12 protein-coding genes are annotated in these 15221 nt (G+C 70.9%); 5 read left to right on the top strand and 7 right to left on the bottom strand.

The annotated features are described in order from the left end of the window. The first annotated feature begins 36 nt into the window (after window positions 1-36). Together ABH935_RS27205 and ABH935_RS27200 are read left to right on the top strand one after the other, a co-directional pair. A complete protein-coding gene (locus ABH935_RS27205; RefSeq protein ID WP_370380776.1) occupies window positions 37-1395 on the top strand; it encodes a sensor histidine kinase in 1359 nt (452 codons plus the stop codon). Beyond that, on the top strand, window positions 1371-2027 hold the full coding sequence (locus ABH935_RS27200) for a response regulator (protein WP_370380775.1): 657 nt from the start codon (window positions 1371-1373) through the stop codon (window positions 2025-2027). The genes ABH935_RS27205 and ABH935_RS27200 overlap by 25 nt, the downstream gene beginning before the upstream one ends. A 21-nt stretch (window positions 2028-2048) precedes the next feature. Here the strand turns inward: ABH935_RS27200 and ABH935_RS27195 are convergent, their stop codons facing one another. Further along, a complete protein-coding gene (locus ABH935_RS27195) occupies window positions 2049-3758 on the bottom strand; it encodes a DUF885 domain-containing protein (protein WP_370380774.1) in 1710 nt (569 codons plus the stop codon). An 82-nt stretch (window positions 3759-3840) separates the two neighbouring features. On the opposite strand from ABH935_RS27195, the gene ABH935_RS27190 reads away from it, so the two are divergent. Further along, entirely contained in the window at window positions 3841-4953 is a 1113-nt protein-coding gene (locus ABH935_RS27190; protein ID WP_370380773.1) for a hypothetical protein, read from the top strand. 108 nt (window positions 4954-5061) lie between these two features. Here the strand turns inward: ABH935_RS27190 and tatA are convergent, their stop codons facing one another. The 3 genes from tatA to ABH935_RS27175 form a co-directional block, all read right to left on the bottom strand. Further along, window positions 5062-5328 (bottom strand): Sec-independent protein translocase subunit TatA, encoded by a 267-nt coding sequence (gene tatA / locus ABH935_RS27185; protein ID WP_370380772.1) that lies wholly within the window; start codon window positions 5326-5328, stop codon window positions 5062-5064. 90 nt (window positions 5329-5418) lie between these two features. Then, window positions 5419-6465 carry a nucleoside triphosphate pyrophosphohydrolase gene (locus ABH935_RS27180; RefSeq protein WP_370380771.1) on the bottom strand — a complete coding sequence of 349 codons (1047 nt, stop codon included), beginning with the start codon at window positions 6463-6465 and terminating at the stop codon, window positions 5419-5421. Further along, on the bottom strand, window positions 6462-7109 hold the full coding sequence (locus ABH935_RS27175; protein ID WP_370380770.1) for a TetR/AcrR family transcriptional regulator: 648 nt from the start codon (window positions 7107-7109) through the stop codon (window positions 6462-6464). Before ABH935_RS27175 ends, ABH935_RS27180 begins: the two co-directional genes overlap by 4 nt. An 86-nt stretch (window positions 7110-7195) precedes the next feature. On the opposite strand from ABH935_RS27175, the gene ABH935_RS27170 reads away from it, so the two are divergent. Beyond that, window positions 7196-7945 (top strand): VC0807 family protein, encoded by a 750-nt coding sequence (locus ABH935_RS27170; RefSeq protein ID WP_370380769.1) that lies wholly within the window; start codon window positions 7196-7198, stop codon window positions 7943-7945. Between the two features lie 60 nt (window positions 7946-8005). Beyond that, window positions 8006-9010 (top strand): hypothetical protein, encoded by a 1005-nt coding sequence (locus ABH935_RS27165; protein ID WP_370380768.1) that lies wholly within the window; start codon window positions 8006-8008, stop codon window positions 9008-9010. Window positions 9011-9086: 76 nt separating this feature from the next. Here the strand turns inward: ABH935_RS27165 and ABH935_RS27160 are convergent, their stop codons facing one another. The 3 genes from ABH935_RS27160 to mfd all read right to left on the bottom strand — a co-directional run bounded on the left by ABH935_RS27160 (window position 9087) and on the right by mfd (window position 15198). Beyond that, window positions 9087-9836, bottom strand: coding sequence for a hypothetical protein (locus ABH935_RS27160; protein ID WP_370380767.1), 750 nt, complete (start codon window positions 9834-9836; stop codon window positions 9087-9089). Window positions 9837-9892: 56 nt separating this feature from the next. After that, entirely contained in the window at window positions 9893-11545 is a 1653-nt protein-coding gene (locus tag ABH935_RS27155) for an MFS transporter (RefSeq protein WP_370380766.1), read from the bottom strand. A 104-nt stretch (window positions 11546-11649) separates the two neighbouring features. Next, a complete protein-coding gene (gene mfd, locus ABH935_RS27150; protein ID WP_370380765.1) occupies window positions 11650-15198 on the bottom strand; it encodes a transcription-repair coupling factor in 3549 nt (1182 codons plus the stop codon). Window positions 15199-15221 lie beyond the last annotated feature (23 nt).

Genomic DNA, 15221 nt, shown 5'->3' with positions numbered 1-15221 from the left:
ATCGGAATCCCGAACCGATTCCCCGATGCTGGACCTATGATCACGCCTGTGGGAGCCAAGGTCGCCAGCCGACGCGATGACGACCCCGCGCCGGTACTCGGCCCCGGGGAACTGCTGAAGGGCCCCTTCACCGGCCGCGCCCTGCGCCAGCAGGGCTACCTGCTCGGCTCGTTCGCCGTCGCCTTCTTCCAGGTGCTGTGGATGACCGTGGCGCTGGCCGTCGGCGGCCCGCTCGTCCTGGTCTTCATCGGCCTGCCGCTGCTGCTGGCCGGGATGACGGGCCTGCGCCGGGCCAGCCGCAGGGAGCGGCTGCGGATCCTGAACCTCACCGGCGAGCGCGTGCCGACCCCGTACCGGGAGCCCGGGCCGTCCGGCAACGTGCTGCAGCGGCTGCTCGGCCACGTCTCCGACCCGGCGACCTGGCGCGATCTGGTCCACCTGGTGATCTCGGCGGCCCTCGGCGGCGGCTGGTTCACCGTCATCGTGACCACCTGGGCGATGATCCTCGGCGGCCTGTCCCTGCCCTTCTGGTACACCGCCCTGCCGCACCACCGCGTACCGCTGATGCACGTCAACGGCAGCCAGTACTACATCAGCACCCTGCCGGCCATCGTCACCCTCGCCGGCGTCTCGGTGGTCTTCGCCTGGTTCGTCGGCCCGATCCTGCTGGAGCTGGGGACCCGGGCGCAGACCGGCCTGGGCCGGGCGCTGCTCGGCCTGAGCCGCCCCGAGCTGGACCGCCGGGAGGCGGCCCTGCGCACCACCCGCAGCCAGGCCGTCAGCGCCGCGGAGGCCGAGCGCCGCCGCATCGAACGCGATCTGCACGACGGCGCCCAGCAGCGCCTGGTCGCCCTGGCGATGGACCTGGGCCGGGCCAAGTCGAAGCTGAAGTCCGGCGACGAGGCCGATTCCGCAGCCGCCGCGCAACTGGTCGCCGAGGCGCACGAGGGCGTGAAGCTGGCCCTGAGCGAACTGCGCGACCTGGCCCGCGGCATCCACCCCGCGGTGCTGACCGACCGCGGCCTGGACGCGGCGCTGTCCGCGCTGGCCGGCCGCTCCCCGATCCCGGTGGAGGTGGACGCCGCCCTGCCCTGGCGCCCCAGCCCGGAAGTGGAGTCCGCGGCCTACTTCGTCGCCTCCGAAGCCCTGGCCAACATGGCCAAGCACGCCGACGCCACCCGCGCCTGGATCGACGTGCACCTGCGCGACGGCCGACTCCAGATGACCATCGGCGACAACGGCGTCGGCGGTGCCGCTGCCAATCCCGGCGGCGGCCTGGCCGGCCTGTCCGACCGCATCGCGCCCCTTGATGGCATCCTGTCGGTGAGCAGCCCTATAGGCGGACCGACCCAGATCCTCATGGAGATGCCATGCCCGAAGCCATCCGCGTCCTGATCGCCGAAGACGCGGTCCTGCTCCGCGAAGGCCTGGCCAGGCTCCTCGCGGATTCGGGGTTCGACATCGTGGCCAAGGTGGACGACGGCAAGGGCATGGTCGAGGCGGCCGACGCCCTGAAGCCGGACGTGATCGTCGCCGACGTCCGCATGCCGCCGAGCTTCACCGACGAGGGCCTGCGCGCGGCGGTGGAGGTCCGGGCCAAGTACCCGAACATGGCAGTACTGGTCTTCAGCCAGGCCGTCGAGGCCGCCTACGCCCAGGAGCTGTTCTCCAGCAGCGCCAACGGTCTCGGCTACCTCCTGAAGGAGCGCGTGGCCGAGGTCGAGGAGTTCGTGGACGCCCTCAAGCGCGTCGCGGCTGGCGGCACGGCCCTGGACCCGGAGGTCGTGGCGCAGCTCCTCGGCCGCCGCAAGAAGAACGACCCGCTGGAGACGCTCACGCCGCGCGAGCGCGAGGTGCTGGGCCTGATGGCCGAGGGCCGGTCCAACTCGGCGATCGCCTCCGGGCTGTTCGTGACCGAGAAGGCCGTGGAGAAGCACACGTCGAGCATCTTCACCAAGCTGGACCTCACTCCGGCGGCGGAGGACCACCGTCGGGTGATGGCGGTCCTGCGCTACCTGAACGTCTAGGGGATCCGGGGAAGCCGCGGGCTACACCGCAATCAGTTCCCTGAGATACCGCACGGCGGGCGAACCGTGCCCCAGCACTGCGTCGTGCAGCTCCCGCTCCGACCATCCGGGATGCTCCGCCCGCAGATCGCGGACCAGGTCGGAGACCTCGACGTAGCCCACGTAGTACGTGGACAGCTGCGAACTGGTCAGCAGGGCCCGCCGCCACTTGCCCGCGGCCTCGCCGTCCTCCTGGAACCCGCGCTCCGTCATCAGCGCCATGGCCTCGTCCTGGGTCATGCCGTGGCAGTGGACGCGGCCGTCCAGGATGGTGTTGATGATCATCCGGAGCTGCATCTTCAGCTGCTGCATCCGCACCGCGCGCGGGTCGCCGTCGCCGGGATAGCCGTGGCGCGCCATCAGCTCCTCGGCGTACACGGCCCAGCCCTCGACGAACGACCCCGACCACAGCGCCGCGCGCACCGGGGTCGGCGCCTGCTGCCGCCGCGAGTGCTGCAACTGCAACAGGTGCCCCGGCATCGCCTCGTGGACCATCAGGTTGTGCAGCATGTGCAGGTTGTACTCGCGGAAGAAGGAGTCGACGCGCTCCTGCGTCCAGTCCGCGGGCGTCGGGGAGATCGCCAGGATCGTCTGCACGTCCGCCTGCTCCAGCGGCCCCGGCGGATCGCAGTAGGCCACCGCCACGCCCCGCTGCACTTCCGGCATCGCGGAGACTTCATAAGGGTCCGAATACACGGTGACCAGCTCGTGCTCCCGCACGAAGTCGAACTGCTTCAGCAACGCCTGTCGGCTGTATTCGAGGATGGTCTCGTTGTCCGGCGCGGCCTCGGCGAGGCGGTTCAGCACGCGCCGCACAAGCTCCGAGCGTTCTGCAGCGTCTGAGGGCACTGCGACGCCCTCATAGTCCGCCGCAGCCTCAACGATCTCCGCGGAGACCCGGTCCAGATCGGCCTCGGCCCGAGCCAGGATCGCGGCCGCGTCGGACTCCGCATCGAGGCTCAGCGACAGCTTGCGAGCGAACAGCTCCGCGCCGATGCGCGGGTCGCGGAACTCCTCCTTCCCGGCGTCTCCGGCCGCCAGCCGCTCCTTGAGCCACGCGATGTGTTCCTGAAGCGCCTTCACGGCGGCCGGGCGCACGGCGTCGATCGCCGCTCGCGCCTCGGAAACGTCCCCCGACGCCGCCTCGATCGCCGCGTCCAGCTCGCCGCCGATCAGATCGACGGTCCCCTCGAACTGCCCGATCGCCAGCTCCACGTGGATCCGCGACAGCGGCTTGCCCGCGAGCAGAGAACGGTTGTCGGCGAGCGTCGAGGCCACCTGCTCCAACCGGCTCGCGAACGCCGTCAGCCGCTGCGCCGCCGGAGCGTAGTCGCGGGCGAGCAGCGTGTACAACGCGACCCCGGGATTCGCGGCGGCCGGCTTCCACTCGTCCTCGCGCAGCTCGTCGATCAGAAACCGTTGCCCCGCCACGTGATTGGCCAGGATCGCGGCGTCCACCCGGTTCGCCGCCGACATCCCGGCGCCGTCCCGCTCGACGAGCTCGGCCAGGTCCTCGGCCCGGCCGGCCAGCCACGCCGACTCGGCCGCCAGCCCGCCGGCCGACCGGTCCCGCAACTCCGCGTCGTACTCGTGCAGGCCGAGGCTCCCGGCCCAGTCCGGATTCCGGCGGCACAGACCGTCCAGGATGTCGGCGGCGAGGGCCTCGAAGCGTGCGTCAGGGGTATCTGCCATTCTCCGACGATAGAGGACCGTTCACCTTTGAGATCGGCTGAGAGTCTGCCCGTCTGTCATCAGTACTGCATATGCTGTGACCATGTCTTCTCAGCCGCCTTGGGAGACCCAGATCCAGCCGGGCTGGGGATCCCAGCCTCAGCCTCCGGAGCAGCCGCAGCAAGCGCCGCAGCAGCCCCCGCAGGGCGGTGGCTGGAACCAGGGTCCTTACACGCCGCCGCAGCAGCAGCCGATGCCGCAGCCGGTGCCGCAGCAGGGCCCTCCGTCGGTACCGCAGCCGGGTCCGGGCCAGTACCCGCAGTTCACCATGCAGCCGCCGCCCCCTCAGTTCACGATGCAGCCGCCGCCTCCGCAGTTCACGCCGCCGCAGATGCCCGGCGTGCCGTTCCCGGGCGACGCGCCACCGCCGAAGAAGAACCCCGCTGTCCGGGTCGTCGCGATCGTGCTCGGGGTCATCCTGCTCGTCGGCGGCGTCGGCGGCATCTACCTGCTGACCAAGGGCGGCAAGAGCACCCCCAAGGCGCAGACGGCCTCGACCGCGGCCACCTCGGCCACGTCGACCCCGACGACGACTCCCGCGTCGTCGGGCACCGCGTCGTTCCCGGACAACAGCTACACCGGTTCGGCGGCCCCGCCGGCCTCGGCCTCCTCGTCGGCCGTCGGCGCGGGCCTGGACAACGCGACCACCGACAAGACCCCGTTCACCGCGGACGCCCTGGTGGCCAAGTCGTTCACGGACGACAAGAAGGTGACCTACGCGCTCAAGTTCGCCCAGTCGCAGCCGTGCGCCAAGATCGGCGACGCGGTGGTGCAGAACATCGTGCGCTCCGCGGCCTGCACGGATTTCATGGCCGCGTCCTGGATCGACCCGGCCAACAACCGGATCGTCGTCAGCGCGATGGTGATCCCGTACCCGGACGCCGCCACGGCCACGGCGATCTACAAGAAGCTGAGCGCCACGCACACCGGCGACTACGCGCAGTGGTGCCCGCCGGCCGGCCAGCCCGGCGCCGACACGTGCACCAAGCTCGCCAAGGGCGGCACCTTCACCCGCGAGGGCAAGTTCGGCAGTTTCCACCGCTACGTGCTGATCACCACGGCGGTCTACGCCGACCTGCGTAACGACAGCGCCCAGAAGGACTGGCTGACTTCGGCCGCGCACGGCGCTTTCCAGAACACCCTGCCGGGGCAGTGATCCCGCGCGACCAACCCGGCGTGGTCACCGAAAGCAGACAGCACTGAAGGGCCTCTCGCCGACTGCGGGAGGCCCCGGGGCTTTCAGGCGCGGCGCGCTGCGGACCGCTCAGCTGGCGTTGGCCTGCTTGTGAGTCTCGTCGGCGACGGAAGACGTGCTGCCGACGTTCTCGACCGCGGGCGTCACGCGCGCCGCGTCACTGGCCTGCTTGGCGACCTCCTCGGTCTCCTTCTGGCTCTGCCGCATCTCGGACTTGAAGATCCGCAGCGACTGACCCACCGAGCGGGCCATGTCCGGCATCTTCTTCGCCCCGAACAGCAGGAACAGAATTACGAGCAGCACAATCACGTGCCACGGCTGGAGTTCACCGAACATGGTGGATTCTCTTCTCCCGGTTAGCGAACGAGTCTGAGGAGAAGTCGGCCGGTCCGCTTCGCCTACCACGCTCAGAGTAACCCGGCACCCCTACCCCCTGGCTAGCTCCGCCTCGGCCGTAATGATCCGGTCACGGTACCGTCGCGCAGCCGTTCGCAGAGCTTCTTCCGGATCCCACCCCTCCGAAGCCGCCGCGATCGCCGTCACAAGGAGTCGCTCGCCCAGCTCATCGACGGTGTCCGGGAGCTCTTGCGGTTGTCCGACCGGGACGTCGAGCCCGGTTTTGCGGACCCGGCCGGCCAACTTGGCGACCAGCGCCAGCGCCGGCTGGGACATCGGAACACCCTCGGTCACCGAGTCGCGCTGCTTCTCCTCGGCCTTGTTCCGCTCCCAGTTCGCCGCGACCTCCTCGGCGTCGGAAACTTCCACGTCGCCGAACACGTGCGGGTGCCGCCGGATCAGCTTGGCCACGATGCCGTCGGCGACGTCGTCGACGGAGAACGGATCGGATTCATGCTCTTCGGCGATCCGCGAGTGGAACATCACCTGCAGCAGGACGTCGCCGAGCTCTTCGCGCAGCGCGTCGCGGCCGGGGCCGGGGGTCAGGGGGTCGCCGTCCTCGATCGTCTCGACGGTCTCGTAGGCCTCCTCCAGGAGGTACTTCACCAGCGAGGCGTGGGTCTGTTCGGCGTCCCAGGGGCAGCCGCCCGGGGAGCGCAGCCGGTTCATGACGTCCACGAGGTCGAGCAGATGCGCGCCGGGCAGGTCGTAGGAGCCGGGCAGGACCTCCAGGTCGGGCACCGAAGAGGCCGGCGCCTGCACCAGACGGTTCCCCAGCGCCACCGCCATCTCCTCGTCGAATTCCTCGTCCTCGGCGAGCCAGACGACCGTGCGGGCAGGCGTAGCGGCCTCCAGGAGGCGTTCGGCCGCCATCGCCGGGCTGTGGTCCGGGAGCGCCACCACGGCGCCGGTGGCCTGTTCCACGTAGGGGATGTGCGGATGGTCGGCGTCGCCGGCGAAGACCACGTCCGCCTCGCGCAACACCTCCCAGGCCGGCCAGGACAGCAGGCCGAGCGCGACGCGCGGGGAGGTGGCGAGGAAGACGATGCGGCCGGCCGGCGGCGGGGCTTCGGTCATGGAGTAGATCGTAGGCGGGGCCGCGGGTCGAAGCCGCTGAGATCGGCTTCGAGGAGGGCGAAGGCGCGCTGCGCGGCGGCGCCGAGGGTTTCGACCATCTCCAGGCCCTGCAAGCCGTCCAACAACAGCTTCCGGGCCGTGAAGTACAGGATCCGGTAGACGCCGGAGATCTGCGCGGCCACCACGCGCGCCGTCAGCTCGTCGCCCGGCTCGACCAGCGCCACGAGTTCGTCGGCCAGCACCTGCTCGGCCTCGACCTGGATCTGCCGTTCCCGGGCGGTGAGCGCCGGGCTGTCCATGACCATGCGGGCGAAGCGCACCCCGAGGTGCCCGAGCGTCGGGTCGTGCGCGGCCAGCCGCTGGGCGTAGCCGCGCCGGGCCGCGGCCAGGACGGATTCGCCCTCGGGACGCGCGACCAGCGTGGCGGGGAGTTCGCGGATGAGGTGCTCCGCGCGATCGAAGACGAGGTCTTCCTTGAGCGGGAAGTGGTTGGTGACGGTCATCTTCGCCACGCCCGCGGCGTGGGCGACCTCGGCGATGGTCACGTTCTCGAAGCCGCGTTCGGCGAACATCGCCGTCGCGACGTTGGCGATCTCCTCGCGAGTCTGCTGCTTCTTGCGCTCGCGCAGTCCCTGCTTCTCCATGGCTCCATCTTAGGCTTGACCTAATGAATAGGTCCAGCCTAAAGTTGGGTCAGACCTAAGCAGTTCGTTCGGGGAGAGGAACCGCGATGACCACCGCGACAGCAACCACAGCGACCGCCGTATCCGCCGCCATATCCACGGAGAGCACCCCCGCCATGACCAGCGCCGAGCAGACCCATCCGCTCAAGCAGGCGCTGGCGCCGCTGGCCGTCGACATCGCGGTCCCGCTCGGCGGCTACTACGTCCTGCACTCCGCGCTCGGCCTCGGCACCGCCGCCGCCCTGGGCGTGGCCAGCGTGGTGCCGGCGGCGCGCTCGATCTTCGCCGCGGTGGTCAAGCGCGAGGCGAACGCGCTGGCGCTGCTGATGCTGACGGTGAACATCGTCGCCATCGCGCTGACCTTCGTCTCGGGGAACGCCCGCCTGATGCTCGCCAAGGACTCTGCGGTGAGCAGCACGATCGCGCTCGGGATCCTGTGGTCGGTGCGCGGCGGTAAGCCGATGATGACCGCCGGGCTGAAGCCGTTCGTCACCAAGGGGGACGCGGCGCGGACCGCAGCGTGGGACGCGCTCAGGGCGGAGAGTGCCAAGTTCCGCGCCAAGGAGAACCTGTTCAGCGTCATCTGGGGCGGGTGGCTGCTGGCCGAGTGCGTGGCCCGGCTGGTCGGGGCGTTCGTGCTGCCGGTGTCCACGATGGCCTGGCTGGGCACCGTGGTGCTGATCGTCGCGATCGCCGGGGCCTGCGTCACTGGCGGGGCCGCGGTCGAGCCGCTGGAGAAGCTGATCGCGGCGCACGTCGAGGCACACGCCGAGACCGTCTCCGCCGAAGAGCGCTGATACGTTATATCGCGTCTGGGGCACCCGCACGGACGCGGCACAAAGGAGGGGGAGAGCGCTATGCGCGGCAAGGGCATCAACTACGACACCGGATTCTTCCCGGGCGGCAAGGACTCGCGACCGGACTTCGACCCGGAGACGGCCCGGCGGGAGCTGCGCGTCATCGCCGACGACCTGCACTGCACCGCGGTCCGGATCTCCGGGGCGCTGCCGGACCGGCTGGAGGCGGCGGCGCAGGCCGCGGCGGACGCCGGGCTGGAGGTGTGGTTCGCGCCGTTCCCCTGCGAGGCGTCGCGGGAGGACCTGCTGGAACTGCTGGCCGACTGCGCGCGGCGTGCCGAGCAGATTCGCGCGGCCGGCACCGAGGTGGTGTTCGTGGCGGGCTGTGAGACCTCGCTGTTCTGCCCCGGCTACTTCGACGGCGACGACTCCTACGCCCGCATCGCGACGCTCGGCGGGGGCGGGATGGAGCTGTGGAGCCGGCTCGGGGAGATCATGGGCGAATTCAACGGCTATCTGGCCGAGGCCGCCGCGACGGTGCGCTCACACTTCGGGGGGAAGGTGACGTACGCCGCCGGGCCGTGGGAGTTCATCGACTGGCAGCCGTTCGACTTCGTGTCGGTGGACGCCTACCGCTCGGCGGAGAACCGGGACAAGTTCGCCGAGGAGATCCGGGAGCACTTCAAGCACGGCAAGCCGGTGGTGGCCACCGAGTTCGGCTGCACGCCGTACGTCGGGTCCGGGGACCGGGGCGGGATGGCCTGGGCGATCCTCGACAGCTCGGTCGAGCCGCCGGTCGTGAACGGCGACTACCTCCGCAGCGAGGACGAGCAGACTGCGTACTTCACAGAGCTTTACGACGTCTTCGAGAAGGCCGGGGTCGACTCGGCGTTCTGGTTCACGTTCGCGACGTTCCAGGCCCTGCACCACGCCACGGATCCGCGCCGGGACCTGGACCTGGCGGCGTACGGCGCGGTGAAGATGACCGGGCCGGACTCCCCGGAGCTGAACTGGGAGCCCAAGAAGGTGTTCCACACCATCGCCGAGCGGTACGCGGCGTCCTGAGGCGTCGCGGGCCGGTGCGAACCGGCCCGCGGTTTTTCTCCTGCTGCGTTGTTCCGCTGCGTTCTAACGCCGCGTTCTACTGCTGCGGCTGTTGCTGCTGCTGGGCGGCGGCAGCGGCCGCGATCTGGGCCGCGGTCGGCCGGATCCACGAGGCCTGCGCCGCGACGATCTGCCGGGTGGCCGGGTCGAAGCTGCCGTAGCGCGGCGAGATCTTGACGTTGATCTCGGTGGCGGCCTTGGAGAGCATCGGCAGGATCGCGGCCTGCAGGGCGGGCAGGCTGTTCTGGTCGTTCGGGTTCACGTGCAGCTTGCCGGCCTGGTCGTCGATCACCGCGGTGACCAGGGACTGGACGTGGGTGTAGATCGGCACGGTGCTGGGCGCCAGGCCCGAGGAGCTCTGCGACTCGGCGTCGGCCAGCGCCACCGCCTCGTCGTCGCTGCCGGTGAACTGCGCGCCGCCGAGCGAGGCCCGGGCCTGCTCGACCAGGCTGGCGTGCTCCTTGGCGTCGTCGGCCGCGGTGACGGTGACGCCGTGGTCGTCGGCGACGCGCTGCCACACCGCCTGCTGCACCAGCAGGCTGATCTGGGCCTTGGCCAGCGAGGCGCGCTGCGCGTCGGTGATGTCGCCCTGCTGCAGGTTGTTGTGCTGGACCAGGGAGACGATCGAGGCGACCTGGTCCTGCACGGTGGCGTCGGTGGTCCGCTGGCCCTGCACCACCGCCGCGGCCCCGGCCTGCATCGGACCACCGCACGCGGAGGTGGCGAGGGCGACGGCCCCGCCGAGGACCATGACGGCGGCGAGTCGGACGGAGCGGGCGTGGATCATGGCGCTGAACCTTCCTGGTGGCACACACAGAGCTTCATCAGCGAATGCGGATCAACTCAGATCGACACCGCATCGTAGCGTTCCGCCACGGCCTTTGTGGAGTGGATCACACCAAGATCCCTTACCGCACCCCGCACCCGCCGCACCACCCACGGCTGCCCGACCGCCATCCCCGCGCAGACCACAGCACTCGCCCCCCACAGCAACGCGGGCCCGGAGACACCGATCAACCAGGTCACCACGAGCGGCGCGAGCAACGTGGCCACACCCCAACTGCTCCCGTAGATCGCAAGGTACCGCGCGGAGGCCTCAGCCGGAGCCAGCTCACTGACAAGGGCGAACGAGCGCCCCATGACGAGCACATTGCCGAGGCTGTAGAGCGCCGTCGGCACGAGGAGGGTGGGCAAGGTGTGTGCCAGGGCGTAGCCGCCGAAGCCCGCGGCCATCAGGACGTAGCCGAGGACGAAGGTGGCGGCATGCGGCAGGCCCGCCAGCCGCCGGCGCCGCAGAACAGGACGCGCGAGGACGAGGGTGGCGGTGGAGGCGGCCATGATCAGCCCGGCGGCCGCGGGGTTCAGGCCGAGCGCGGCGAGCGAGAGCGGGAGGCCGGTGAGCATCAGCATGGAGACGAGGGCGAAGACGGTGCCAGCAGCGGTCACGAGGAGGAGAGCTCGGTCGCGCCAGGGGGAGATGGATGGTGGGGCGACCGGCAGGGCGGCGATTGCGGATGGCTGGTCGGCCGGCAGCACGCCTTCTGCGGCAGCGACCACGGGCACAGGCACACTGTCGGCGGCAGTTGCGGCGAGACCTGGCGCAGGCGACTGGCCAGGCGGCGCGCTGCCTGCGGCAGTTGCGGCAAGATCTGGCGCGAGCAACCGGGCGGGCGGCACGCTGTCGGCGGCAGTTGCGACGAGACCTGGTGCGAACGACCGGGCAGGCGGCACGGTGACGGCGAGACCTGGCGCGGATGGCTGGTCGGGCAGCAGGCTGCGAGCGGCGGTTGCGGCGAGACCTGGCGCAGGCGACTGGGCAGGCGGCAGGCTGCTAGCGGCAGTTGCGGCGAGACCTGACTCGCATGGCTGGTCGGGCAGCAGATTGTCGGCTGCGGCGGCGAGTTCTGGCTCCGACTGCTGGTCTGTCGATCGCAGATGATCCGGCGCCAAGGCCAGCCACACGATCACCGCGCAGACCAGTCCGGTCCCGGCGTCGACCACGAACAGCCAGCGCAGGCTCCACCGCCCGACCACGTCGGCGATCAGTCCGGCGGCCAGGCTCCCTGCGGCCAGGGCCGTGGCGAAGAGCTCGAAGGCCGAGGCGCGGCCGGCCGGGGGCACCGCGTCGGCGATGGCGGCCTGGCTGGGCGGTTCGAAGAGCTCGAAGGCCAGGCCGAGCAGCACCGCGCACACCGTGGCGGCGACCAGGCCCGGCGCCGTCGCGAGTCCCAGTTGTGCCACCGCGCAGCCGACCAGGCCGGCCACGATGGTCCGCCGGCGGCCCCACCGGTCGGCCAGGCGTCCGCCGGCGAGGCGGCTCGGGATCGTCGCCAGTCCGAACGCCGCCGACACGATGCCCGCGGCTGTCAGGCTCGCGCCGAAGCTCCGCGTCAGCAGCACTGTCAGGAACGCCAGCGAGAAACCGCCCAGCTGGTTCACCGCGCGCGCCACGAGCAGTGCCCTGATCTGCTTCGGCAGCGCCGATGTCGCACTCATCCGAGCCCCCTGTCGCCGCCCCTGGTTTGCGAAGGACTAGCAGTTGCGAGTAGTTCGCAAATAGCCAACCAGGCCCCACTGACAGTCGGCTCCTACATCTGCTGCTACATCTTCAGCACAGCGTCGATCAGGTCCCGAGCCCACCCCAGCAGCTCCTGATCGCGCAGCGGCTGCCCGCCGACCCGCGCCGTCATCGGCTTGGGCACCAGCATGGTGTCCGTGGCCGCCTTCACCAGCGTCTTCGGGTACAGCCGCATCAGCCGCAGCTCCTGCGACTCGCGCAGCTTCACCGGGCCGAACTTCACGAAGTTGCCCTGGATCGCGACCTCCGCGAGCCCGGCCGCGCGGGCGTCGATGCGGAACGCCGCCACCGCGAGAAGGTTTTCCACAGGCTGTGGAAAACGTCCGTAGCGGTCGACGAGCTCCTGGCGGACCTCGGCCAGGTCCTCGTGGCCGGCGGCGCCGGCGATGCGCTTGTACGCCTCCAGGCGGAGGCGTTCGCCGGGGATGTAGTCGTGCGGGAGGTGGGCGTCGACCGGGAGGTCCACGCGGATCTCCACCTGCTCCTCGATTTCGCGGCCCTCGGCCTGGGCCCGGTACTGCTCGACCGCCTCGCCGACCATGTGGATGTAGAGGTCGAAGCCGACGCCCTCGATGTGGCCGGACTGCTCGCCGCCGAGCAGGTTGCCGGCGCCGCGGATCTCCAGGTCCTTCATCGCCACGTACATGCCGGCGCCGAGGTCGGTGTGCTGGGCGATGGTCGCCAGGCGCTCGTGCGCGGTCTCGGTCAGCGGCTTCTCCGGCGGGTACGTGAAGTACGAGTACGCGCGCTCGCGGCCGCGCCCCACCCGGCCGCGCAGCTGGTGCAGCTGGGACAGGCCGAAGTTGTCGGCGCGCTCCACGATCAGCGTGTTGGCGTTGGTGACGTCGATGCCGGACTCCACGATCGTGGTGCAGACCAGGACGTCGTACTCCTTGTTCCAGAAGTCGACGATCAGCTTCTCCAGCACGTGCTCGTTCATCTGGCCGTGCGCGGTCGCGATGCGTGCCTCGGGCACCATCGCGCGCAGCCGCGAGGCCGCGCGGTCGATGGACTCCACGCGGTTGTGGATGTAGAACGCCTGCCCCTCGCGCAGCAGCTCGCGGCGGATCGCGGCGCCGATCTGCTTCTCCTCGTACGGCCCGACGAAGGTCAGCACCGGGTGCCGCTCCTCCGGCGGGGTCTGGATCGTCGACATCTCGCGGATGCCGGTGACCGCCATCTCCAGGGTGCGCGGGATCGGGGTGGCGGACATGGTGAGCACGTCCACGTTGGCCCGCGCCTGCTTCAGCTGCTCCTTGTGCTCGACGCCGAAGCGCTGCTCCTCGTCCACGATCACCAGGCCCAGACGCTTGAACCGCACCGAGTTCGCCAGCAGCCGGTGGGTGCCGATGACCACGTCGACCGAGCCGTCGGCGACGCCGCGCAGCACCTCCTCGGCCTCCTTGTCGGTCTGGAACCGGGACAGGGCCTTGAGCGTCACCGGGAACTGCGAGTACCGCTCGGCGAAGGTCGAGAAGTGCTGCTGCACCAGCAGCGTGGTCGGCACCAGCACCGCCACCTGCTTGCCGTCCTGCACCGCCTTGAACGCCGCGCGCACCGCGATCTCGGTCTTGCCGTAGCCGACGTCGCCGCAGATCAGCCGGTCCATCGGGACCGGCTTCTCCATGTCCGCCTTCACCTCGTCGATGCATGCCAGCTGGTCCGGCGTCTCGACGTAGGGGAACGCGTCCTCCAGCTCCCGCTGCCAGGGTGTGTCCGCGGCGAACGCGTGCCCCGGCGCGGCCATCCGCGCGCTGTACAGCTTCACCAGGTCGCCGGCGATCTCCCGGACCGCCTTGCGGGCCCGGGACTTCGCCTTCTGCCAGTCCGCGCCGCCCAGCCGGTGCAGCGAGGGCGCCTCGCCGCCGACGTACTTGGTCACCTGGTCCAGCTGGTCGGTGGGGACGAAGAGCCGGTCGCCGGGCTGGCCGCGCTTGGCCGCGGCGTACTCGATCACCAGGTACTCGCGGGTGGCGCCGGCGACGGTGCGCTGCGCCATCTCCACGTAGCGGCCCACGCCGTGCTGCTCGTGCACGACCGGGTCGCCGGCCTTGAGCTGCAGTGGGTCGATGACGTTACGGCGCCGCGAGGGCATGCGGGACATGTCCTTGGTCGTCACCCGCTGGCCGGACACGTCCTGCTCGGTGATCACCCAGAGCTGCTGCTCCGGGGCGATGAAGCCGTGCTCGATGGTGCCCGTGGCGACCGTCGCCAGCGCCGGATCCGGGACGGTCTCCAGCTCCGGGACGTAGCGGGCGCCGATGTCAGCGCCCTTCAACACCTCGACCAGGCGCTCGGCCGAGCCGTGGCCCTGGGTCACCAGCACCACCCGCCAGCCCTCTGAGATCCGGGCCCTGACGTCGGCAAGCGCACGGCCGGTGTCGCCGCCGTACTGCTCGGCGTCGTGGATCTGGCTGACCTCGGTGGCGTCGTCCTCCGGCAGCAGCTCCAGGTCCGGGGCGAAGGGCGTCAGCGACCACCAGGGCAGGCCCAGGGTGATGGCGTGCTCGCGGACCGACGCGAGGTCCTTCAGCGAGGCCGCGCCGAGGTCGATGGGAGTCTTGCCGCCCCCGGCCGTGGCGGCCCAGGACGCGTCCAGGAACTCCGCGGAGGTGGCGGCCAGGTCGGAGGCGCGGGTGCGCACGCGCTCGGGGTCGCACAGCACGATCGGCGAGCCGGCCGGCAGCAGGTCGATCAACAACTCCATCTCGTCGACCAGCACCGGCGCCAGCGCCTCCATGCCCTCCACGCCGATGCCCTCGGAGACCTTGCCGAGGATGTCGGCCAGGTCCGGGTGCTCTTCCACCAGCGCCGCGGCCCGCTTGCGCACCTCGTCGGTGAGCAGCAGCTCGCGGCACGGCGGAGCCCACAGCCCGTGCTCGGCCACCTCCAGCGAGCGCTGGTCGGCGACCTTGAAGTAGCGGATCTCCTCGATCTGGTCGCCCCAGAACTCCAGCCGCAGCGGGTGCTCCTCGGTGGGCGGGAAGACGTCCACGATGCCGCCGCGGACCGCGAACTCGCCGCGCTTGTCGACCAGGTCCGTCCGGGTGTACGCGGCGGCGGCGAGCCGGTTCACCAGCTCGTCCAGGTCGACCTCCTCGCCGCTGCGCGCGGCCACCGGGACCAGGTCGGCCAGGCCCTTGACCTGCGGCTGGAGCACCGAGCGGATCGGCGCCACGACCACCTGCAGCCGGCCGGCACCCTCGGTGGCGGCGTCCGGGTGGACCAGGCGGCGCAGCACGGCCAGCCGGCGGCCGACGGTGTCGCTGCGCGGGGACAGCCGCTCGTGCGGCAGCGTCTCCCAGGACGGGAAGTCCACGACCGTGTCCGGGTCGAGCAGCCCGCGCAGCGCCGCGACCAGGTCCTCGGCCTCGCGGCCGGTGGCGGTGACGGCCAGCACCGGCCGGCCGGACGAGCTCTGCGCGCGGGCCAGCGCGGCCAGCGCGAACGGCCGGACCGAGCGCGGCGCGGCCAGGTCGAAGGAGGTTCGGCCGGCGGTCGCCGACGCTTCCAGCAGCGCGGCGATCCCCCGGTCGTCGGTTACGGCGTCAAGAAGTCCGGACAGGCTCACAGGGGCCACCCTTCGCGCACGAC

The organism is Catenulispora sp. GAS73, assembly GCF_041262085.1.
In the GTDB taxonomy this organism is placed as follows: Bacteria; Actinomycetota; Actinomycetes; order Streptomycetales; family Catenulisporaceae; genus Catenulispora.
Note: the sequence above shows the minus strand (reverse complement) of the source record. Positions and strands in the feature narration are given on the sequence as shown.